Here is a 21697-nt window from a genome sequence, read left to right as displayed (position 1 = left end):
CGGTGGTGGGTTCGGGTTTATTTACTGGTTAGTTGCAGGTTTTCAGCGGCCGGTTTGCCATCGAAGGTGGTGACGCCTTCAAGCCAGCGTTTTTTGTCCTGCGGGTGATCCTTGAGCCATTGTTTGGCCGACTCGAAAGCGTCCTTGTGATCCAGCAGTGGCTGCATCATCCGGCTCTCGTCTTCGGCGGTGAACGTCAGGTTGCTCAGCAGGCGACCGATGTTCGGGCATTGCTGGGCGTAAGTCGGTGCGGTGACGGTCCACACGGTGGCCTTGCCTTCGTTCGGGCCGAGGGCGTCTTCGCTGCCGGTGAGGTAGGTCATTTTCACGTTGACGTTCATCGGGTGCGGCGCCCAGCCGAAGAACACCACGGCTTCGTTGCGACGCACGGCGCGATCCACCGCGGCGAGCATGCCGGCTTCGCTGGACTCGACCAGCTGGAACTTGCCGAGGCCGAACTGGTTCTTGGAGATCATCGCCTTGATCTGGGTGTTGGCGCCCGAGCCCGGCTCGATGCCGTAGATCTTGCCGCCCAGTTCTTTTTCGAATTTGGCGATGTCAGCGAAGGTTTTCAGGCCCTTGTCCGCGAGGTAGGTCGGCACGGCGAGGGTCGCGCGGGCGTCTTGCAGGCTTGGCGCATCAAGCACCTTGACCTGCTTGGCCTCGACGAACGGGGTGATGGTCTGGGTCATCAGCGGGTTCCAGTAGCCGAGGAACAGGTCCAGACGCTGGTCGCGGATCCCGGCGAAGATGATTTGCTGGGAGGCGCTGGTTTGTTTGGTGCTGTAGCCGAGGCCATCGAGCAATACCTGGGTCATGGCACTGGTGGCGATCACGTCGGTCCAGTTCACTACACCCATGCGCACGTTCTGGCATGCGGCGGGTTCGGCGGCCATGACACTGGCGCTCAGTAACGCGGTACCACTGAGTGCAAGAACACAGCTGCTGATCAGTCGTTTCATTCTCAGGTTCCTCGGCAGTTCGTTATTGTGAGTTCCGGTGTCTGATGCGCCGGTGATGCCAAGTTACGCAGCAAAGCACCGATGAAAGCGCACTGCGGCGACCAGCTCTTGCACTGCAGCGACCTGTGCTCTTGAAAGCCGCTTGCAACTGGCGTATCAACATCCCTACGCTGCCCGCCCTCTCGTTACCTGGCCTCTTGTTACCTGCTAAGCGAGTGCGTCCCATGTCCCAGGATTTCTACTTCTTGTTGATGCCGGGTTTCTCGGCCATCGGATTTATCTCGGCCATCGAGCCGTTGCGGGTCGCCAATCGCTTTCGCGGCGAGCTTTATCGCTGGCATGTGCTGAGCGCGGACGGCGGGGCAGTGCTGGCCAGTAACGGTATGTCGGTCAACGCCGATGCGGCGCTGGAGCCGCTGAAGAAAGGCGCGACCTTGTTGGTGGTCGCCGGCTTCGAACCGCTGAAATTCGCCACCCCGGCGCTGGAGCACTGGTTGCGTCGGCTGGACAACGAAGGCGTGACCCTGGGCGCGATCGACACTGGCAGTTTCATCCTCGCCGAGGCCGGCCTGCTCGACGGCCATCGCCTGACGCTGCACTGGGAAGCCATCGACGCCTTCAAGGAGTCCTATCCGCAGCTCAGCGTCACTCAGGAACTGTTCGAGATCGACCGTCGGCGCATCACTTCCGCTGGCGGCACCGCGTCCATTGATCTGATGCTGGATCTGATCGCCCAGGCCCACGGTCCCGATCTGGCGATACAGGTCAGCGAGCAATTCGTACTCGGCCGCATCCGCCCGCGCAAAGACCACCAACGCATGGAGGTCGCCACGCGCTACGGCATCAGTAACAAGAAGCTGGTGCAGGTGATCGGCGAGATGGAACAGCACAGCGAACCGCCGCTGAGTACGCTGGAACTGGCGGAATCGATCAAGGTGACGCGGCGGCAGTTGGAGCGGTTGTTTCGGTTGCACCTGAACGACACGCCGAGCAATTTCTATCTGCGGTTACGGTTGGAAAAAGCGCGGCAGTTGCTGCGGCAGACCGACATGAGCGTGCTGGAGGTGAGCATTGCCTGCGGGTTTGAGTCGCCGTCGTATTTCACCCGCAGTTATCGGGCGAAATATGAGCGTTGTCCGCGGGAGGATCGGCGCACCGCGCAGGCATAAACACCCGAGAAACCTGTGGGAGCGGGCTTTTCCGCGATAAGGCTGGCACTTTCAATATGGATGTTGACAGGCACACCGCTTTCGCGGGCAAGCCCGCTCCCACAGTGTTCGGTTTTGGCAGGTCGAAAGCCTTACTTCTTCAACAACGCCGAACACGCCGCCTTGTAAGCCTCATGCTGATATTTGTTCAGCGTATCCGATAGTTCGACATTGAATTTCTTGCACTGCGCCGTGATTGTCTGCGGAGACAGCAGCGTCACCTCGCAATTCTCCAGTAACTGGAAAACCCCTTCGATCTTGAACGTGGTCGGCCCACCGGCGAATTCGCCTTTCTTGCTGCGCTTTTTGATCGCGATGCGGTCGATGGAGTTCTCCCGGACAAACGAAGCGACCTGGGCTGCGAACACTTTGACATTGGCGGCTTCATCGTCATCGTCCAGGGCAATTTTCTTGGTGGCGAGCGGGACATGGCTCAGCGCCTGACCGTCCAGCGTGGCCACGGCAATGATCGCTTCACTGCCTTTGATTTCGATGCCGCAGACTTTCATGTTCAATCCCATTGGTGATAGAGGTGAGCAGCTTACAGTTCAAGCTGACTGGCGCACGAATCACTCCTGCCCAATCGACTCCAAAAACTCCGACCGTTCATCACTCATCCGCGCAATGCAATCGTTCTGGGCAATGGTGAGCGCCTTGCTGCCACCGGTGGCCGGGAAGGCTTCGACGGCGCAGTCGGCATCCCGGGTCTTCAGCCATTGCTGTTGGGCGGCCTTGAGCTTGGCGGTGATGTCGGCCAGTTGCGACGGGTTTTTGCCGTATTGCGACTGCATGCGGTCGGCCAAGCCCTGGAGGTTTTCCTTGAGCAGGTCTTCGGCGCTGGTTTTGCTGAAGGCCGAGCACTCGAGGGTCTGGACGTCGTTTTCGACTTTATCGCACGGGTTGTCGTCGGACTCCTGCGCTGCGTGTACGCCAGTCGCAATCAATGCCAAAGCCAGAAGGATGGATTTCATTCAGGTCGCCGCTCTATTCCAGTGATGCAGCGAATTCTGGCCCAAGCCGAGGGCCTTGAACAGGTCGCTGATTGTGCCGGGAGACGACCCTTTGTCGCGGATTGACGCTTTCGGCAAACCCCCTGTCGTTTTTGCACCCGGTCGCCGAGGCACCGAGGCATATGCTGGCCCCAAAGCGCCGGCAGACGATTCGGCGCATGAATCGCTAATAAGGGGACAGCCTGATGAGCCCAGCCGAATTGCACGCCGACAGCATCGTTATCGACGGGCTGATTATTGCCAAGTGGAACCGTGAACTGTTCGAAGACATGCGCAAGGGCGGTTTGACCGCAGCCAACTGCACCGTGTCGGTGTGGGAGGGCTTTCAGGCTACCGTCAACAACATTGCCGCGAGCCAGAAGCTGATCCGCGAGAACAGCGACCTGGTGATGCCGGTGCGTACCACCGCCGACATCCGCAAGGCCAAGGAGCAGGGCAAGACCGGCATCCTCTTCGGCTTCCAGAACGCCCATGCCTATGAAGACCAGATCGGCTATGTCGAGGTGTTCAAGCAGCTCGGCGTCGGTATCGTGCAGATGTGCTACAACACCCAGAACCTGGTGGGCACCGGTTGCTACGAGCGTGATGGCGGCCTGTCGGGCTTCGGTCGCGAAATCGTCGCCGAGATGAACCGCGTTGGCGTGATGTGCGACCTGTCCCACGTCGGCTCCAAGACGTCCGAAGAAGTCATCCTCGAGTCGAAAAAGCCGGTCTGCTACTCCCACTGCCTGCCGTCGGGGCTCAAGGAGCACCCGCGCAACAAGTCCGATGAAGAACTCAAGTTCATTGCCGACCACGGCGGCTTTGTCGGCGTCACCATGTTCGCGCCATTCCTCGCCAAGGGTATCGACTCGACCATCGACGACTACGCCGAAGCCATCGAGTACGTGATGAACATCGTCGGCGAAGACGCCATCGGCATCGGTACCGACTTCACCCAGGGCCATGGCCAGGACTTCTTCGAATACCTGACCCACGACAAGGGCTACGCCCGCCGCCTGACCAGCTTCGGCAAGATCATCAACCCGCTGGGCATCCGCACCGTGGGCGAGTTCCCGAACCTGACCGAAACCCTGCTCAAGCGCGGCCACTCCGAGCGAGTGGTACGCAAGATCATGGGCGAAAACTGGGTGAACGTCCTCAAGGACGTTTGGGGCGAGTAAGCCACTGCACCTCTGAATCCTTTCCCCCGGCCGCCCGCGCCGGGGGCAACACCAAAATTTTTCTGGAGTTAAGTTTCCATGGCCAAGATCGCCCCGCAATTGCCAATCGAAGTCGACAGCGAGACCGGTGTCTGGACGTCCGACGCCCTGCCGATGCTGTACGTGCCACGGCATTTCTTCGTCAACAACCACATGGGCATCGAGGAAGTGCTGGGCGCTGAAGCCTATGCCGAAATCCTCTACAAGGCCGGCTACAAGTCCGCCTGGCACTGGTGTGAAAAAGAAGCCGAATGCCATGGCCTGGAAGGCGTCGCGGTGTTCGAGCACTACATGAAGCGCCTGTCGCAGCGTGGCTGGGGCCTGTTCAAGATCCAGGACATCGACCTCGACAAAGGCACCGCCAGCGTCAAGCTCGAACACTCGGCGTTCGTCTATGTGTACGGCAAGGTCGGGCGCAAGGTCGACTACATGTTCACTGGCTGGTTTGCCGGCGCGATGGACCAGATCCTCGCCGCTCGCGGCAGCAAGATCCGCACCGTGGCCGAGCAAGTCTACGGTGGCTCCGAAGAGGGCCACGAAGACGGCTTGTTCATCGTCAAGCCGTTGTAAGTCGAGGAACCCGCCATGGCTTTCGAAGCAATGTTCCAGCCGATCCAGATCGGCAAACTGACCATCCGTAACCGTGTGCTCAGCACCGCGCACGCCGAGGTTTATGCCACCGACGGCGGCATGACCACCGATCGGTACGTCAAGTACTACGAAGAGAAAGCCAAGGGCGGGATCGGCCTGGCGATTTGTGGCGGTTCGTCCGTCGTGGCCATCGACAGCCCGCAGGAATGGTGGAGTTCGGTGAACCTGTCCACCGACCGCATCATTCCGCACTTCCAGAATCTGGCCGATGCCATGCATAAGCACGGCGCCAAGATCATGATCCAGATTACCCACATGGGTCGTCGCTCGCGTTGGGACGGCTTCAACTGGCCGACGCTGATGTCGCCGTCGGGTGTGCGCGAGCCAGTGCACCGTGCCACTTGCAAAACCATCGAGCCGGAAGAGATCTGGCGGGTGATCGGTAACTACGCTCAAGCGGCTCGCCGTGCCAAGGCCGGTGGCCTGGACGGTGTTGAACTGTCGGCGGTGCACCAGCACATGATCGACCAGTTCTGGAGCCCGCGGGTCAACAAGCGTACCGACGAATGGGGCGGCACCTTCGAAGGCCGGATGAAGTTCGGTCTGGAAGTCTTGAAAGCCGTACGCGCCGAGGTCGGTGATGATTTCTGCGTGGGCATGCGCATCTGTGGTGATGAGTTCCACCCGGATGGCCTGTCCCACGAAGACATGAAGCAGATCGCCAAGTATTACGATGACACCGGCATGCTCGACTTCATCGGCGTCGTGGGTTCGGGTTGCGACACCCACAACACCCTGGCCAACGTGATTCCGAACATGAGTTATCCGCCGGAGCCGTTCCTGCATCTGGCTGCCGGCATCAAGGAAGTGGTCAAGGTCCCCGTGCTGCACGCGCAGAACATCAAGGACCCGAACCAGGCCACGCGTATCCTGGAAGGCGGTTACGTCGACATGGTCGGCATGACTCGCGCGCACATCGCCGACCCGCACCTGATCGCCAAGATCAAGATGGGCCAGATCGACCAGATCAAGCAGTGCGTCGGTGCCAACTACTGCATCGACCGTCAGTATCAGGGCCTGGATGTGCTGTGCATTCAGAACGCTGCTACTTCTCGTGAATACATGGGCCTGCCGCACATCATCGAAAAAACCACTGGCGTGAAACGCAAGGTGGTGGTGGTCGGCGCCGGTCCTGCCGGGATGGAGGCCGCCCGCGTGGCCGCCGAGCGTGGCCACGACGTGACCCTGTTCGAGAAAAAGGAATTCATCGGCGGGCAGATCACCACCGCATCGAAAGCCCCGCAACGGGACCAGATCGCCGGTATCACCCGCTGGTATCAACTGGAACTGGCGCGGTTGAAAGTCGACCTGCGCCTGGGTACCGCGGCTGACGCGCCAACCATCATGGACCTGCGTCCGGACGTGGTGGTGCTGGCTGTCGGCGGCCATCCGTTCATCGAGCAGAACGAACACTGGGGCGCGGCTGAAGGCCTGGTGGTCAGCAGTTGGGACATCCTCGACGGCAAGGTTGCACCGGGCAAGAACGTGCTGGTCTACGACACCATTTGCGAATTCACCGGCATGTCGACCGCTGACTTCATCGCGGACAAGGGCAGCCAGGTCGAGATCGTTACCGACGACATCAAGCCGGGCGTCGCCATCGGGGGTACATCGTTCCCGACTTACTACCGCAGCATGTACCCGAAAGAAGTGATCATGACCGGCGACATGATGCTGGAGAAGGTCTACCGCGAAGGCGACAAGCTGGTGGCGGTACTGGAAAACGAATACACCGGCGCCAAAGAGGAGCGGGTGGTCGACCAGGTGGTCGTGGAAAACGGCGTGCGTCCGGACGAAGAAATCTACTACGCGCTGAAGGAAGGCTCGCGCAACAAAGGCCAGATCGACGTCGAAGCCTTGTTCGCGATCAAGCCGCAGCCTTGCCTGGAACAGAGCGGCGACGGCTACCTGCTGTTCCGCATCGGCGACTGTGTGGCCCAGCGTAACGTGCACGCGGCGATCTATGACGCGCTGCGGTTGTGCAAGGATTTCTAAGAGCTTGTGAACAACCCCTGTAGGAGCGAGCTCGCTCGCGATGGATTTGAAGGCGCCGCGTTTCTCCAGACCGCACGCGTCATCGTTAACGCCCATCGCGAGCAAGCTCGCTCCTACAGAGGATCGAGCAAGGCATCCAGGTAGTTAAGCCCGAGGTCTTTGGGAGCTCCACCATGTTGAACACCCTTCTTCCAATCCTGTTGTTCGCAGCCCTGGGCCTTGGTGTCCTGGGCGCGTTGCGGCGGGTGGCCATGTGGCGCCGGGGCCGGGCTTCGAAAGTCGACCTGATCGGTGGACTGTTCGCCATGCCCAAGCGCTACATGGTCGACTTGCACCATGTGGTGGCGCGGGACAAATACATTGCCAACACCCACGTCGCCACAGCCGGCGGTGCGGTGGCGTCCATCGTGCTGGCGATACTGGTGCATGGTTTCGGCCTGCATAACCGCTTCCTCGGCTATGCGCTGCTGCTGATGTCGGCGGTGATGTTCGTTGGCGCGATCTTCGTTTACCTGCGTCGGCGCAACCCGCCGTCGCGTCTGTCGAAAGGCCCGTGGATGCGCCTGCCGAAAAGCCTGCTGGCATTCTCGGCCTCGTTCTTCCTGTTGACCCTGCCGGTGGCGGGCATCCTCCCGGAAAACTTCGGCGGCTGGCTGTTGGCAGCGATTCTCGGGGTTGGCGTGTTGTGGGGTGTGTCGGAGCTGTTCTTCGGCATGACCTGGGGCGGGCCGATGAAGCACGCCTTTGCCGGCGCCCTGCACCTGGCCTGGCACCGCCGCGCCGAGCGTTTTGGTGGTGGCCGTTCCACCGGTTTGAAGCCGCTGGATCTTGGCGACCTGAGTGCGCCACTGGGCGTGGAAAAACCCAAGGATTTCACCTGGAACCAATTGCTCGGTTTCGACGCCTGCGTGCAGTGCGGTAAATGCGAAGCGGCGTGCCCGGCCTTCGCCGCTGGCCAGCCACTGAACCCGAAAAAACTGATTCAGGACATGGTCGTCGGCCTGGCCGGTGGCACCGATGCCAAATTTGCTGGCAGCCCGTATCCCGGCAAAGCGATTGGCGAGCACGCTGGCAATCCGCATCAACCGATCGTCAACGGTCTGGTGGACGCCGAGACCCTGTGGTCGTGCACGACTTGCCGCGCCTGCGTCGAGGAGTGCCCGATGATGATCGAGCACGTCGATGCCATCGTCGACATGCGCCGTCACCTGACCCTGGAAAAAGGCGCGACCCCGAACAAGGGCGCCGAAGTCCTGGAAAACCTGATCGCCACCGACAACCCGGGCGGCTTTGCGCCGGGCGGGCGGATGAACTGGGCGGCAGACTTGAACCTCAACCTGCTCAGCGAAAAGAAATCCACCGACGTGCTGTTCTGGGTCGGCGACGGCGCCTTCGACATGCGCAACCAGCGCACCCTGCGCGCCTTCGTCAAAGTGCTCAAGGCGGCGAAAATCGACTTCGCCGTGCTCGGCCTGGAAGAACGCGACAGCGGTGACGTGGCCCGGCGCCTGGGCGACGAAGCGACCTTCCAGCTGTTGGCCAAACGCAACATCCAGACCCTGGCCAAATACAGCTTCAACCGCATCGTCACCTGCGATCCGCACAGTTTCCACGTGCTGAAAAACGAGTACGGCGCCTTCGATGGCAACTACCTGGTGCAGCACCACAGCACCTACATGGCGGAAATCATCCAGGCCGGCGCGCTGAACCTCGGTCAGCACAAAGGCGACAGCGTGACTTACCACGACCCGTGCTACCTCGGCCGCTACAACGGCGAATACGAGGCGCCGCGTGAGGTACTGCGCGCGCTCGGGATCGAAGTGAAAGAGATGCAACGTTCCGGTTTCCGCTCCCGCTGCTGCGGCGGTGGCGGCGGTGCGCCGATCACCGACATTCCGGGCAAGCAACGCATTCCTGACATGCGCATGGAAGACATCCGCGAAACCGGCGCCGAACTGGTGGCCGTGGGTTGTCCGCAGTGCACCGCGATGCTTGAAGGCGTGGTCGAACCCCGGCCGCTGATCAAGGACATCGCCGAACTGGTGGCCGACGCGTTGCTCGACGACGCCGCGCCCGCCAAGACACCCGTCAAGCGCGAACCTGCGGAGGCCCACTGATGAGCGATATTATCCGCCGCGACCCGCGGGCCGAATGGATCGCCCGCAACCGTCTGCATCCATTGCACGCGGCCATGCAACCGGCGCAGCACAGCTGGATGGGGCCTAACGGTGTCATCCGCAAGAATCCCCATGGCATTGGCTTTATCGGCCCCAACGGCATCAAGCGCATCGACCGCAGCGGCGCCCAGCAGGGCGGGACGACTAAACGTTCAGCCGCGGTTGAAGTGCAATTGCCATTGCATCAGGTGGCCGCACCGGCGTTTTACATCAGCGTGGTGCCGGATATGGTCGGTGGCCGCTTGAGCAGTCACGACCGCGATCTGCTGGGCCTGGCCCATCAACTGGCCGGCAAGGACGGCGCGGTGCTGGCCGTGGTCTTCGGTGAGCATAAGGAAAGCGCTTTTGCCACGGCGGGCGTCGACCGCCTGCTGGTGCTGGAAGGCGAAGCATTCAGCGGTTATGCACCGGAACAACGGGTCCAGGGCCTGCGGGCTGTGGATAACCAATTCAGCCCACGACACTGGTTGTTGCCGGACAGTCGCACCGGTGGCGGGGAACTGGGTCGGCGCTTTGCCGCCGCCCTGGGCGAACGCCCGGCGACGCGGGTCTGGCAGGTCAAGGATCAGGAGTGCATCGGCCGCGCCGGTGCCGGTCTGCAAGACCTTGCCCGTCCGTTGGCGCGCTTGATTCTGGCGGCTGCCGAGTGCGCCGAACCGGTCAGCGAAACCCGTCATGAAGCATTACCGGTGGAGTTATCCACAACCGTGGCGCGCAGCCTGTCGCGGATCGAAGATCTGGGCGCGGTGGCGGTGGACCCGGCGGCGATTCCGATGGCCGAGGCAGAGTTCATTTTCTCCGGCGGCAACGGGGTCAAGGACTGGGGACTTTTCCACAGGACCGCCGAAGCCCTCGGTGCGACCGAAGGCGCATCCCGGGTGGCGGTGGACGACGGCTTCATGGCCCGCGATCGTCAGGTCGGGGCGTCCGGTACCTGGGTGACTGCACGGGTCTATGTGGCCGTGGGGATTTCCGGGGCGATCCAGCACCTGCAGGGCATCGGTGCCTGCGACAAGGTGGTGGCGATCAACCTCGATCCTGGCTGCGACATGATCAAGCGTGCCGACCTCTCGGTGATCGGCGAGAGTGCGGAGATTCTTCAAGCCTTGATCGAAGCGGTAGAGGCTTACCGCAACGACGCCAAGCGCGATGCGGCTTAAGGGAAGGAAAGGGTTATGAGCACGAAAATCATCAGCCTGGTGTCCATCGGCGCCCACCCGACGTCCGGTCGGCCGCGTCGCGCGGAACAGGATGCGCGGGCGGTGGAACTGGGCCTGCAACTGGCTGGGGATAACTTGCAGGTGCTGCATGCCGGCGACATCGCCGAGCCTGCGCTGCGCGCTTACCTGGGCATGGGCCTGGAACAGTTGCATGTGCTTGAACAACCCGAGGGTGCCGATGCGCTGCCAGCATTGACCGAGTATCTGCGCGATGCCGGTGCTCAGGTGGTGTTGACCGGCAGCCAGGCGGAAACCGGCGAAGGCTCGGGCATGTTGCCCTTCCTGCTGGCCGAAAGCCTGGGTTGGCCGCTGGTGGTGGGGCTGGCACAGGTCGAGTCCATCGATGGCGGTTCGGCGCTGGTGCTGCAAGCCTTGCCCCGCGGTCAACGTCGTCGGCTGAAGGTGCGCCTGCCGTTTCTGGCAACGGTGGACAACGCCGCGCCCAAGCCTCGCCAGAGCGCGTATGGCCCGGCCCGACGTGGCGTGCTGCAAGCGCAGGACGTTGAAGTCATCGATGATGAGCTGCTCGCGGTCGCCAGCCTGCAACCGGCCAAGCCACGGCCCAAGCGCCTGAAAGTGATCAAGGCCAAGAGCGGCGCCGACCGCATGAAAGCCGCGACGGCCAAGGCCAGTGGTGGGGGCGGGCAGGTGCTCAAGGGCGTGACGGCACAAGCCGGCGCCGAGGCGATTCTCAAGCTTCTGATTGAAGAGGGTGTGGTCCGCTGACAAATAGTCACCCCGGATCAAATGTGGGAGCGGGCTTGCTCGCGAAGGGGACGTGTCAGTCGACATGAATATCGCCTGGCCCGCCGCTTTCGCGAGCAAGCCCGTTCCCACAGAAAAGCTTCATCTCACTCACATTTATGGGGGAACAATGGCCGTTGAATTTCGTTCGGCAGTGCGCGCGGATGCGCGTGAGATTGCGCGGTTGTTCCAGATTTCATCCGAGGGCGCTTCAGATTACATCTGGAGTCAGCTCGCAGAGCCCGGCCAGGATCTGTTGGACGTCGGTGCCATTCGCTATGCCCGGGACGACGTCGATTTCTCCTACCAGAACTGCCTGATTGCCGAGGCCGATGGCCAGGTCATTGGCATGATGCACAGTTACGCGATGCGCCACGATCCACTGGCGGTCCCGACGACCGACCCGGTGCTGGCGCCTTATGCCGACATGGAAGTGCCCGATACCCTGTATATCTCCAGCCTGGCCCTGCATGAAGGCTGGCGTAACCGGGGGCTGGGCAAGCAGTTTCTTGCCCATGCCCAGGAACGTGCCGACCGGCTCGGGCTCAACGGCCTGAGCCTGATCGACTATGCCGCCAACACTGGCGCCTGGCGTTTTTACGAGCGACACGGCTTCGGGATCGTCAAGACCTGCCAGGTCACCCCTCATCCCATGATCCGCGTCACAGGTGACGCCTATCTTATGCACAGACCCTGAGCCGGTTCCGGGGTTGTTCGAGTCGCGACAGTTATCCACAGCGCCACGCATCATTTATCTGGCTCCACGCTGACAAGGGCGGTGAGCTACAGTTTTCTATGCGCTGATCAAGGGGGCGGCACGCTTTCGGGAGTTTTCAGACATTCAGCGCTGACTCATAGAACCCGGTTTTATGACTGGCTTGAATATGAAGACTTTCGCTCTTTTGGCGTTCTTCGCTACAGCCATGTGGGTACCCACAGGCTTGATGTCTGCCGTCCAGATAAAAGCCCCCGCGGCCGATCAGGACTTTTATCAGTGGGTCGAGACCGAGCAGGGGCGCAACGCGTCCCTGGCACAGTGGCGGCAGCAGTGCGACAAGGAGCTGGATGCCGACAAGCACCTCGACTGTTCGGTGACGGTCCTGGCCAGAATGCTCGAAGCCAAGGTCGCCAACCAACTCCCCGAATACTATCTGGCGATCAAGGGCAGGCATGCCCGGGCGATAGAGGCCAGCGCCGAGCTGAAACCGCTGTTCTCCATGTTCGGCGACAAATCACTGGCTATCCTGGCGACGACTGGCAATTTCTCGGTCAGCGATTCGGTGCGGCATGAGGTGCTGCCGCTGCACCCGTATGCCAACGACTTTTACATCGCGCAAGAAGTGCTGCCATTTATCGATGTCGGCGCGGCCAACGGTGTCTCGGCGCGTTTTGTACTGGACACGGGGGCACCGCAAACCCGGGTCAACATCGACACTGCGAAACAGATGGGCATCAGGTTGTTGCCCGATGCTCAGTATCGCTACAGCACGTTTTATGGCGAAAAAGACCTGGCTGCGAGGCTGGGCATTCTCAGGTCACTCAAAGTCGGCACCCGAGAGTTCAGGAATGTCCTGGTGTTTGTCAGCGACCGGGAGAATTTGCTGGGGCTGGACCTGATCAGCAAACTGGGGCGCTTGAAGATCACCAGAAACGCTCTGGAACTCAATCCTGCGCCTGTCAGGCGCTGTGATGCGTTCATTGCCTTTAACCGCGTGGATCTCAACCAGCGGCTGGTGGTTGCCGCTCAGCTGGATCGCCGCACGACGCTGGCCATCATCGATACGGGAAATGTCGACTACCTGACGGCCGCGTTACCTGGCAGGCAGGCCAATGCCGTGCAGGCACTGACGCCAGGAAGCTCGAACGGTTACACCGGCGACAACAAGCACTTTCAGCGCTTTGACGGCATATTGGTCATGCAAGGCAACATCATGGCGGTCAGCTACAAATACTACCCGGGCTTCACCATCCCGCCGTCGCTGCTGGGCGGGCAATACGTGCCGTCGATATTGCTCGGTTGGCGTGCCTTCAAAGACTTTGAATTGAACCTGGACCTGGGCTCAGGTCGCTCATGCTTCAATAAAGTCTGAACACGTTGGTGTTTACCCACAATCCCTGTTGGTGGTTCTGTGGATAACATGTTCGCCCCTCGCTACGGCCCATGTAAATCAAGCCCTGCAAGGCGTCGTTCAAAAAACAACCAGTCTTGCTCGTGTTTTTTTCCAGCTTTTTCAAGGGGATAAGTGCTGCTGTTAACGCAGACTTGCCCCCAATCTCTGTTGGCGCTTCTGTGGATAAGATGTTTGCTGTCGGCTGCAGGCCTTGTAAACAGAGGTGTGCAGGTGTCTGAACAAAAAATGATCAAAAGGCGGTTTTGCATTGTCAGCTTTCACGCAAACGCTGGATTTCTCAAGGTTTCAGCGGTTTTCCACAGAGCTTTCCAAGTTAACCCCAAAGTCTGTTGGCGCTTCTGTGGATAAGGTGTTCGCCATCCTCTGAACGCCATGCAGGCCGTGGCTTTCAGGCTTCAGGTCAAAAAACGACCAGTCCACTCGTGGAAGCAGGCTTCTGGATAAGTCACGGTTTTTCTTTGGTTTTCGTGAAGAAAATTTCCAGCATTTCCACAGTTGTCCCCAATAGCTGTGGGTGGAGGTGTGGATAACTTGTTCGCGGAAGGCTGGGAGGTGCGGCGGGCATAGGTCTGAACGAGATAGGTCATATTTCGTACAGTTCTATGAATGGCGGGCAAGCCCCCCTGTAGGAGCGAGCCTGCTCGCGATGGACGTCAACGATAACGTTGGCAACCTGACACCCGGCGGCGTTCTCAGGCTCATCGCGAGCAAGCTCGCTCCTACAGGGAGTGGATTCAGCCTTGGACCGGAACGCCTTTGAGGTAAGGCGCAGGCTCGGCCCCCAGGTTGCTCAGCAGACGCTCGCTGTACCAGTCCACGAAGTTCACCACGCCGAACTCATAGGTCTTGGAGTACGGGCCAGGCTGGTATGCGGTGGAGTTGATGCCGCGCTGGTTCTCTTCGGCCAGGCGACGGTCCTGGTCGTTGGTGGCGTCCCAGACCTGGCGCATGCGCTCCACGTCGTAGTCCACGCCTTCGACGGCGTCCTTGTGCACGATCCACTTGGTGGTGACCATGGTTTCCTGGGCGCTGATCGGCCACACGGTGAACACGATGATGTGGTCGCCCATGCAGTGGTTCCAGGAGTGCGGCAGGTGCAGGATGCGCATCGAGCCCAGGTCCGGGTTCTTGATGCGGCCCATTAGCTTGGCACAGCCCTGTTTGCCGTCCATGGTCATCGACACGGTGCCCTTGAGCAGCGGCATGCGCACGATGCGGTTACGCAGGCCGAAGCTGGCGTGGGCGTACGGGATCTTCTCGGCTTCCCAGGCGGCGGCGGAGGCAGCGACGTGGTCCTTGAACGCCTGGTCGGCGCGCGGGTCGGTGACGTCGTCCCATTCCAGCAGGGTTTTCAGCAGTTCCGGGTGCGATGCGTTGCAGTGGTAGCACTCGCGGTTGTTCTCTAGCACAAGCTTCCAGTTGGCCTTTTCCATCAAGGTGGTTTGCACCGCCACCTTGGTGTTTTCCATGTCGTACGGTTCCATGTAGTGGTTGAGCGTCGACAGGAAGTCATCGATGGCTGGCGGGTTCTCCGCCAGGCTGATGAAGATGTAGCCGCCGGCAGTCTTCACGTTCACCGGTTTGAGGCCGTACTGATTCATGTCGAAGTCGGCGCCCATTTCGGTGCCGGCGAACAGCAGGCGACCGTCGAGTTCGTAGGTCCACTGGTGGTAGTGGCAAACCAGCTTGGCGACCTTGCCCTTGTCGCTGGTGCACAGGCGCGAGCCACGGTGGCGGCAGACGTTATGGAACGCGTGCACCACGCCTTCGGCGCCACGGATGACGATGATCGGGTTCTTGCCGATCTGCAGGGTCAGGTAGTTGCCCTTGGTGGGGATCTCGCAGGTCATGCCGGCGATCAGCCACTCTTTCTGAAAGATTTCCTGCATGTCGATATCAAACAGGCGGTCGTCGGAGTAAAACGGCTGCGGCAGCGAGAACGTGCGCTCACGCTCTTGCAGCATCTGTGCGGTGGCCTTGCGTGCGGGTTCCAGCGGATCGCCCAGGCTCAGTGTAGTAGTGACGTCCATCGTTTAATCCTCAAGGCCATTCTGTGTGGCCGGCGAAAGTGGCTAATCAGGGTTGCTACGCAAGGTGTAATGGTTGTGTCTTGGTATGGGGCGAGTGTGGGGCCGGCGCTGGCCAGAACCTTATCCATGGGCGACATGGTGCAATCTGTTCCCGACGCGCAAGCCCCGGTCGTTGGGGGCTGGTCGCGATAAGCATGTCAATGTCGCAGATAGGTAAATGGGTGATCCGCGCTATACGCAGAATCGCCAACATGAAGGCCGACAGTCGGCCGTGGAGATCAGCATGTCCAACAGCTTCCTGAATCCGGTAACCACCCAGACCTGGGCCAATGGTCGACACATTGTCCGTTGCGTCAAAGTCATCCAGGAAACCTGGGATGTGCGCACCTTTTGCTTCATGGCCGACCAGCCGATCCTGTTCTTCTTCAAGCCGGGGCAATTCGTCACCCTGGAGCTGGAAATCGAAGGCCAGCCGATCATGCGTTCGTACACCATTTCCAGCTCTCCGTCGGTGCCGTACAGCTTTTCGGTGACCATCAAGCGTGTGCCGGGCGGCAAGGTCTCGAACTGGCTGCACGACACCCTGCACGAAGGCCAGGAGCTGGCGGTGCACGGCCCGGTCGGGCTGTTCAATGCCATGGACTTCACCGCGCCGAAGGTACTCTACCTCAGCGGCGGCGTTGGTATCACGCCGGTCATGTCCATGGCGCGCTGGTTCTACGACACCAACGGCAATGTCGACATGGTGTTTATCCACAGCGCCCGTTCGCCGAAAGACATCATTTACCACCGCGAGCTGGAGCACATGGCGTCGCGGATCGAAAACTTCAGCCTGCACCTGATCTGCGAGAAGCACGGCATGGGTGAGCCCTGGGCCGGTTATCGCGGATACCTGAACCACAGAATGCTTGAATTGATGGCGCCTGACTTCCTTGAACGCGAAGTATTCTGCTGCGGCCCGACACCCTATATGAATGCGGTCAAGCGCTTGCTCGAAGGCGCAGGTTTCGACATGTCGCGTTACCACGAAGAATCCTTCGGTGCGACTCCGCCAGAGGCGCGCGCCGATGCGGTAGAACATGCGGAACAAGCGGCCGAGGCACCGGAAGTCGACGCCGCGGACCTGCATCAAGTGGAGTTCACCGCCTCCGGCAAGAGCATCCGCGTGGCCCCGGGCGAGACCGTGCATGCGGCGGCGGCCAAGGTCGGCCTGATGATTCCGAAAGCGTGCGGCATGGGCATCTGCGGCACCTGCAAGGTGTTGAAGCTGGGTGGCGAAGTGGAGATGGAGCACAACGGCGGGATCACCGAGGAAGACGAAGCCGAAGGGTTCATCCTGTCGTGCTGCAGCGTGCCGAAGGGCGACGTGCGCATCGAATTCTAAGCGTTACGCAATACCCTTGTAGGAGCGAGCTTGCTCGCGATGGACGTCAACGATGACGCTGGCAACCTGGCACCCCGCGGCGTTCTCAGGTTCATCGCGAGCAGGCTCGCTCCTACAGGGGAGGGTTTTAGTCAATAAACAGATCTGTCATCAGCTTTTCGGTGCTATCGGGCGCGAACCGATAGTGCTCGAACTCGGTCGCGCCGTTCTCCCGCAAGATTTCCTCATCGATCAACAACCGCCCGGTCAGGCTGCGGTTTGTGCTGCTCAGAATCACATGCGCGGCATCCGCCATGATCGCAGGCGTTCGCGCATGCTTGAACGATTCCTTCGACCCCAACTGAAACTCGATGGCCGCGGTGGCAATCATCGTCTGTGGCCACAGCGAGTTGACGCTGATGCCGTAATTCCTGAATTCCTCACTCATGCCCAGGGTCAGCATGCTCATGCCGTACTTGGTGACGGTATAGGGGCTGTATTGCGCGAACCACTTGGTGGCCAGGTTCAGCGGCGGAGACAGGTTGAGGATGTGGCCACCGGATTTCTTCAAATACGACAGCGCAGCCTGACTGCAAAGCAGTACGGCACGGGTGTTGATCTGGTGCATCAGGTCGAAGCGTTTCAGTTCAAGGTGCTGAACCCCGGTCAGCTTGATCGCCCCGGCGTTGTTGATCAGTGCGTCGATACCGCCGAAATGTTCGTTGGCCCGGGCCAGCGCCTCACGTACGGCATCCTCTTCGCGTACATCCACCTGCAAAGCCAGTGCCTTGCCGCCTGCCGCTTCCACTTCCTGCGCCACGCTGAAAATCGTGCCCGGCAGCTTGGGGTGGGGTTCGGCACTTTTGGCGGCGATCACAATGTTGGCGCCATCGCGGGCGGCCCGCAGTGCGATCTCACGGCCGATCCCGCGGCTGGCGCCGGTAATGAACAGGGTTTTGCCTTGCAATGACATGCACATGCTCCTGATTGTTGTTATGTGAGCGGAGGCTCGACACACAATGTAGACCAAGTCTTTCAGGAGCTACCGTGAGAAAGATGAAATGAAACAATCCTGTATGACAAAGAAGTATCTGCCTTCGCCATACAGAATTGGGTGTGAATCAGTCCCCATCTATTAACGATGTGGACTGTCGGAGTAATGAATTATTACTTAGCTTCAAACAGCTTTATTTCGAATGAGTTGTCCATTTGCTGCACGAACTCCTTACGCGCGAGTTCAAACGCTCTCCCGTGCTGTTTAATGATGTCGCCGACCTGCGCAATTTTTTGAACTTCGTCCCAGCTCACGTTAGTGACAGTAGCTGTCGGGTCGTTTGTCAGGACTTGGTTCAGGGCTTGATTGCTCATTTGAATTACTCTGCGCTAGAACATGGATTGCGTCGAAAATTCGACACGCGATTGTTCCCGAAAGACTGCGCGAACTCCTTTTCAGGTGCTCACACGTTACTTCGGCGATGCAGAGACGGTGAACTGTCAGAAATGCCAGTTCGGATGAACGGCGCGGCCGAGATGTACCGCGCCGTTGACAGCGACCTCAGGCGCTCATCACTTCGCGGATGTCCCGAGCCAGTTCCCGCACACGCTCTTCCTCGGTATCCCACGAGCACATGAAGCGTGCGCCGCCGTTGCCGATGAAGGTGTAGAAGCGCCAGCCCCTGGCGGCCAGGGCGGCGATGGCCGGCTCCGATAGTTGCAGGAACACGCCGTTGGCCTGTACCGGGAACATCAGTTCCACGCCAGGAATGTCGCTGACCAGTTCGGCCAGCAGTTGTGCACAGTGATTGGCGTGGTTGGCGTATTTGAGCCAGGCGTCGTTTTCCAGGATGCCGACCCAGGGTGCCGACAGGAAGCGCATCTTTGAAGCAAGCTGCCCGGCCTGTTTGCAGCGGTAATCGAAGTCTTCGGCCAGTTTGTGGTTGAAGAACAGGATCGCCTCGCCCACCGCCATGCCGTTCTTGGTGCCGCCGAAGCACAACACGTCGACGCCGGCCTTCCAGGTCAGGTCGGCCGGGGTGCAGCCGAGGAACGCGCAGGCGTTGGAGAAGCGTGCGCCGTCCATGTGCAGGTTCAGGCCCAGTTCCTTGCAGGTGGCGCTGATGGCGCGGATTTCGTCCGGGGTATAAACGCTGCCGACTTCGGTGGCCTGGGTCAGGGTCACCACACGTGGTTTCGGGTAGTGGATGTCCTGGCGCTTGAGCGCGACCTCGCGGATCGAGTCCGGGGTCAGCTTGCCGTTTTCAGTGCGGGCGATCAGCAGCTTGGAGCCGTTGGAGAAAAATTCCGGGGCGCCGCATTCGTCGGTTTCGACGTGAGCGGTTTCCGAGCAGATCACGCTATGGTAACTCTGGCACAGCGAGGACAGCGCGAGCGAGTTGGCGGCGGTGCCGTTGAAGGCGAAAAACACTTCACAGTCGGTTTCAAACAGTTTGCGGAAATCGTCGGAGGCGCGGGCGGTCCATTCGTCGTCGCCGTAGGCGCGCTGGTGGCCGTGGTTGGCCTGTTCCATGGCCGCCCAGGCTTCAGGGCAGATACCGGAATAGTTGTCGCTGGCGAATTGTTGGCTCTTGTCGGTCATGGCCTGCTTCCGTGGTCGAGATGCCTATGGTGAAGCGTCCCGTGGTCAATGAGGGTGCGCACTGTACCCAAGATCGTCAGGTGCAGCGCACAGGATGTCGCTGTTTGGAACATACACAGTCGAAGGGCAATTATGCACATGACGATGCACAAGGCCATGCACTTAAAGCAGCGAGATGGGGCACTGGATCTGCTCAAGTGGCTGGCGCTTTTGAGCATGCTGCTCGATCACCTGAGATATGTCGGCTATTCCGCCGATTGGCTGTATGTGCCGGGGCGCCTGGCGTTTCCGTGGTTCTGCCTGGCGATGGCGGCCAATCTGGCGCGCGAGCGGACTACGACGACCGGTGGCCAGTGGCGCTATCTGGGTTGGTTGTTGCTGTTTAGCGCGGTGAGTGAAGTTCCCTACCGGATGTTCATTCCCCATCCCGACACCTTGAACGTGCTGCCCACCCTTGCCCTGGGCTTGCTGGTGGTTCGTGGCTGGCAGCAGCCGGTGCTTGCATCGCGACTGCTGGCAGCTGGCGCCGTCCTGCTGGCGGCGTTTTTCTCCCAGCGACTGATGTTCGGTTTTTTTGGCGTCCTGTTGCCGTTTGTCTTGCTGTTGGTACTGCGCCGACCCTGGTATTTCGGGCTGTTGGCGGGGCTGGTCTGTCTGGCGGCCAATCAATGGCAGGTGCTGTATCACGCCGCACGACTGGGCAACCACGCGGCCATTCCGGCAATCGCCGCTTGTCTGATTGCGCCATGGCTCGGGCTGTTCTTGTTGCGACATGCCAAGGGCGTAAATCCACCACCGATGCGGCGCTGGGCCTATGCGCTGTATCCCGTGCATTTCCTTGTTTTACTGGCGCTACGTCAAGCTCTTGCCTAATCCCTGTGGGAGCGGGCTTGCTCGCGAAGCAGGCACTTCGGTGTCTCAGGCAGACCGCGTCATCGTTCTTCGCGAGCAAGCCCGCTCCCACAGGGGTTGCGTTGATCCATTTCCCGCCATGTCGTAAACGCACCTTTGCGTGGCGCCCGTAGGCATTTGACGACTCCAAGCCAGTCATACCATCGCTACCAAAGGGCACTGCCGAAAAGCCAGTGCCTCACCGAGACGAATGGCGCACCGCCGCCGCTGGGAGAGACGCGATGTTCAGCAAGCAAGACCAGATCCAGGGTTACGACGATGCACTGCTGGCGGCGATGAATGCCGAGGAGCAACGTCAGGAAGATCACATCGAGCTGATCGCGTCGGAGAACTACACCAGCAAGCGCGTGATGCAGGCCCAGGGCAGCGGCCTGACCAACAAGTACGCCGAAGGTTACCCGGGCAAGCGCTACTACGGTGGCTGCGAGCACGTAGACAAGGTCGAGGCCCTGGCCATCGAGCGCGCCAAGCAACTGTTCGGCGCCGATTACGCCAACGTCCAGCCGCACTCCGGTTCCTCGGCTAACAGCGCCGTGTACCTGGCCCTGCTGCAAGCCGGCGACACCATTCTCGGCATGAGCCTGGCCCACGGCGGTCACCTGACCCACGGCGCCAAAGTGTCGTCCTCGGGCAAGCTGTACAACGCCGTGCAGTACGGCATCGACACCAAGACCGGTCTGATCGACTACGACGAAGTCGAGCGCCTGGCCGTCGAGTGCAAGCCGAAGATGATCGTTGCCGGTTTCTCGGCCTACTCCAAGACCCTCGACTTCCCGCGCTTCCGCCAGATCGCTGACAAGGTCGGTGCGCTGCTGTTCGTCGACATGGCCCACGTTGCCGGTCTGGTTGCTGCCGGTCTGTACCCGAATCCGCTGCCTTATGCCGACGTGGTCACCACCACCACCCACAAGACCCTGCGCGGTCCGCGTGGCGGCCTGATCCTGGCCAAGTCCAACGAAGAAATCGAGAAGAAGCTCAACGCGGCAGTTTTCCCGGGTGCCCAGGGCGGCCCGCTGATGCACGTGATCGCCGGTAAGGCGGTGTGCTTCAAGGAAGCGCTGGAGCCTGGCTTCAAGGCTTACCAGCAACAAGTGATCGACAACGCCCAGGCCATGGCCGGCGTGTTTATCAAACGCGGCTACGATGTAGTGTCCGGCGGTACCGACAACCACCTGTTCCTGGTCAGCCTGATCCGTCAGGGCCTGACCGGCAAGGACGCGGATGCCGCCCTCGGTCGCGCCCATATCACTGTGAACAAGAATGCTGTGCCGAACGATCCACAGTCGCCGTTCGTGACCTCCGGCCTGCGTATCGGCACCCCGGCGGTGACCACGCGCGGCTTCAAGGTGGCCCAGTGCGTCACGCTGGCTGGCTGGATCTGCGACATCCTCGACAACCTCGGCGATGCCGATGTCGAGGCCAATGTCGCCGAGCAAGTGGCAGCCTTGTGCGCGGACTTCCCGGTTTATCGCTGAGTGCGGTTTTGGAGTAAATG

General features: G+C 60.5%; 19 protein-coding genes. 12 read left to right on the top strand and 7 right to left on the bottom strand.

What is annotated here, in order from left to right:
• Positions 1–17: 17 nt before the first annotated feature.
• Positions 18–962: a choline ABC transporter substrate-binding protein gene (locus BSF40_RS03820; RefSeq protein WP_095964144.1), complete on the bottom strand. Its 945-nt coding sequence runs from the start codon at positions 960–962 to the stop codon at positions 18–20.
• 224 nt (positions 963–1186) lie between these two features.
• Between BSF40_RS03820 and BSF40_RS03815 the strand changes: the two genes are divergently transcribed.
• A complete protein-coding gene (locus BSF40_RS03815; protein WP_095964143.1) occupies positions 1187–2131 on the top strand; it encodes a GlxA family transcriptional regulator in 945 nt (314 codons plus the stop codon).
• A 131-nt stretch (positions 2132–2262) separates the two neighbouring features.
• Here BSF40_RS03815 and BSF40_RS03810 read toward each other — a convergent pair whose 3' ends face one another.
• A complete protein-coding gene (locus BSF40_RS03810; RefSeq protein ID WP_095964437.1) occupies positions 2263–2679 on the bottom strand; it encodes a DUF3010 family protein in 417 nt (138 codons plus the stop codon).
• Positions 2680–2739: 60 nt separating this feature from the next.
• Positions 2740–3141: a lysozyme inhibitor LprI family protein gene (locus BSF40_RS03805; RefSeq protein WP_095964142.1), complete on the bottom strand. Its 402-nt coding sequence runs from the start codon at positions 3139–3141 to the stop codon at positions 2740–2742.
• Positions 3142–3365: 224 nt separating this feature from the next.
• Here BSF40_RS03805 and BSF40_RS03795 point away from each other — a divergent pair, with 224 nt between their 5' ends.
• From BSF40_RS03795 to BSF40_RS03760, 8 genes are all read left to right on the top strand, one after another.
• Positions 3366–4343: a dipeptidase gene (locus BSF40_RS03795; protein ID WP_015097138.1), complete on the top strand. Its 978-nt coding sequence runs from the start codon at positions 3366–3368 to the stop codon at positions 4341–4343.
• A 78-nt stretch (positions 4344–4421) separates the two neighbouring features.
• Positions 4422–4952, top strand: a complete 531-nt coding sequence (locus BSF40_RS03790) for a DUF5943 domain-containing protein (protein ID WP_007975505.1) — start codon at positions 4422–4424, stop codon at positions 4950–4952.
• 15 nt (positions 4953–4967) lie between these two features.
• The gene (dgcA, locus tag BSF40_RS03785; protein ID WP_007975506.1) at positions 4968–7028 is read left to right on the top strand and encodes a dimethylglycine demethylation protein DgcA; all 2061 of its coding nucleotides are present in this window, start codon (positions 4968–4970) and stop codon (positions 7026–7028) included.
• Positions 7029–7201: 173 nt separating this feature from the next.
• Complete coding sequence (gene dgcB, locus BSF40_RS03780) at positions 7202–9145, top strand: dimethylglycine demethylation protein DgcB (RefSeq protein ID WP_095964140.1); 1944 nt, start codon at positions 7202–7204, stop codon at positions 9143–9145.
• Positions 9145–10365 carry an electron transfer flavoprotein subunit alpha/FixB family protein gene (locus BSF40_RS03775; RefSeq protein ID WP_095964139.1) on the top strand — a complete coding sequence of 407 codons (1221 nt, stop codon included), beginning with the start codon at positions 9145–9147 and terminating at the stop codon, positions 10363–10365. The genes dgcB and BSF40_RS03775 overlap by 1 nt, the downstream gene beginning before the upstream one ends.
• 15 nt (positions 10366–10380) lie before the next feature.
• Positions 10381–11151 carry an electron transfer flavoprotein subunit beta gene (locus BSF40_RS03770; RefSeq protein ID WP_015097135.1) on the top strand — a complete coding sequence of 257 codons (771 nt, stop codon included), beginning with the start codon at positions 10381–10383 and terminating at the stop codon, positions 11149–11151.
• A 148-nt stretch (positions 11152–11299) separates the two neighbouring features.
• Positions 11300–11866 carry a GNAT family N-acetyltransferase gene (locus BSF40_RS03765; protein WP_095964138.1) on the top strand — a complete coding sequence of 189 codons (567 nt, stop codon included), beginning with the start codon at positions 11300–11302 and terminating at the stop codon, positions 11864–11866.
• A 172-nt stretch (positions 11867–12038) separates the two neighbouring features.
• On the top strand, positions 12039–13259 hold the full coding sequence (locus BSF40_RS03760; RefSeq protein ID WP_371918058.1) for a retropepsin-like aspartic protease: 1221 nt from the start codon (positions 12039–12041) through the stop codon (positions 13257–13259).
• A 776-nt stretch (positions 13260–14035) separates the two neighbouring features.
• Here BSF40_RS03760 and gbcA read toward each other — a convergent pair.
• Positions 14036–15331, bottom strand: a complete 1296-nt coding sequence (gbcA, locus tag BSF40_RS03755; protein ID WP_095964137.1) for a glycine-betaine demethylase subunit GbcA — start codon at positions 15329–15331, stop codon at positions 14036–14038.
• Between the two features lie 283 nt (positions 15332–15614).
• Between gbcA and gbcB the strand changes: the two genes are divergently transcribed.
• Entirely contained in the window at positions 15615–16715 is a 1101-nt protein-coding gene (gene gbcB, locus BSF40_RS03745; protein ID WP_095964136.1) for a glycine-betaine demethylase subunit GbcB, read from the top strand.
• Between the two features lie 127 nt (positions 16716–16842).
• Here gbcB and BSF40_RS03740 read toward each other — a convergent pair whose 3' ends face one another.
• The 3 genes from BSF40_RS03740 to BSF40_RS03730 all read right to left on the bottom strand — a co-directional run bounded on the left by BSF40_RS03740 (position 16843) and on the right by BSF40_RS03730 (position 19290).
• A complete protein-coding gene (locus BSF40_RS03740; RefSeq protein WP_095964135.1) occupies positions 16843–17667 on the bottom strand; it encodes an NAD(P)-dependent oxidoreductase in 825 nt (274 codons plus the stop codon).
• A gap of 194 nt (positions 17668–17861) precedes the next feature.
• Positions 17862–18062, bottom strand: a complete 201-nt coding sequence (locus tag BSF40_RS03735; RefSeq protein ID WP_095964134.1) for a hypothetical protein — start codon at positions 18060–18062, stop codon at positions 17862–17864.
• A 187-nt stretch (positions 18063–18249) separates the two neighbouring features.
• The gene (locus BSF40_RS03730) at positions 18250–19290 is read right to left on the bottom strand and encodes a low specificity L-threonine aldolase (RefSeq protein ID WP_095964133.1); all 1041 of its coding nucleotides are present in this window, start codon (positions 19288–19290) and stop codon (positions 18250–18252) included.
• A gap of 144 nt (positions 19291–19434) precedes the next feature.
• Here BSF40_RS03730 and BSF40_RS03725 point away from each other — a divergent pair, with 144 nt between their 5' ends.
• Both BSF40_RS03725 and glyA read left to right on the top strand, forming a co-directional pair.
• On the top strand, positions 19435–20163 hold the full coding sequence (locus BSF40_RS03725; RefSeq protein WP_256585682.1) for a TraX family protein: 729 nt from the start codon (positions 19435–19437) through the stop codon (positions 20161–20163).
• 260 nt (positions 20164–20423) lie between these two features.
• Positions 20424–21677, top strand: a complete 1254-nt coding sequence (glyA, locus tag BSF40_RS03720; RefSeq protein WP_015097125.1) for a serine hydroxymethyltransferase — start codon at positions 20424–20426, stop codon at positions 21675–21677.
• The last annotated feature ends 20 nt before the right edge of the window (positions 21678–21697 follow it).

Origin of the sequence: Pseudomonas sp. ACN5 (genome assembly GCF_002303975.1) — a bacterium.
In the GTDB taxonomy this organism is placed as follows: domain Bacteria; phylum Pseudomonadota; class Gammaproteobacteria; order Pseudomonadales; family Pseudomonadaceae; genus Aquipseudomonas; species Aquipseudomonas laurylsulfatiphila.
The sequence above is the reverse complement of the archived record's forward strand: the minus strand, read 5'-3'. Positions and strand labels throughout refer to the sequence as shown.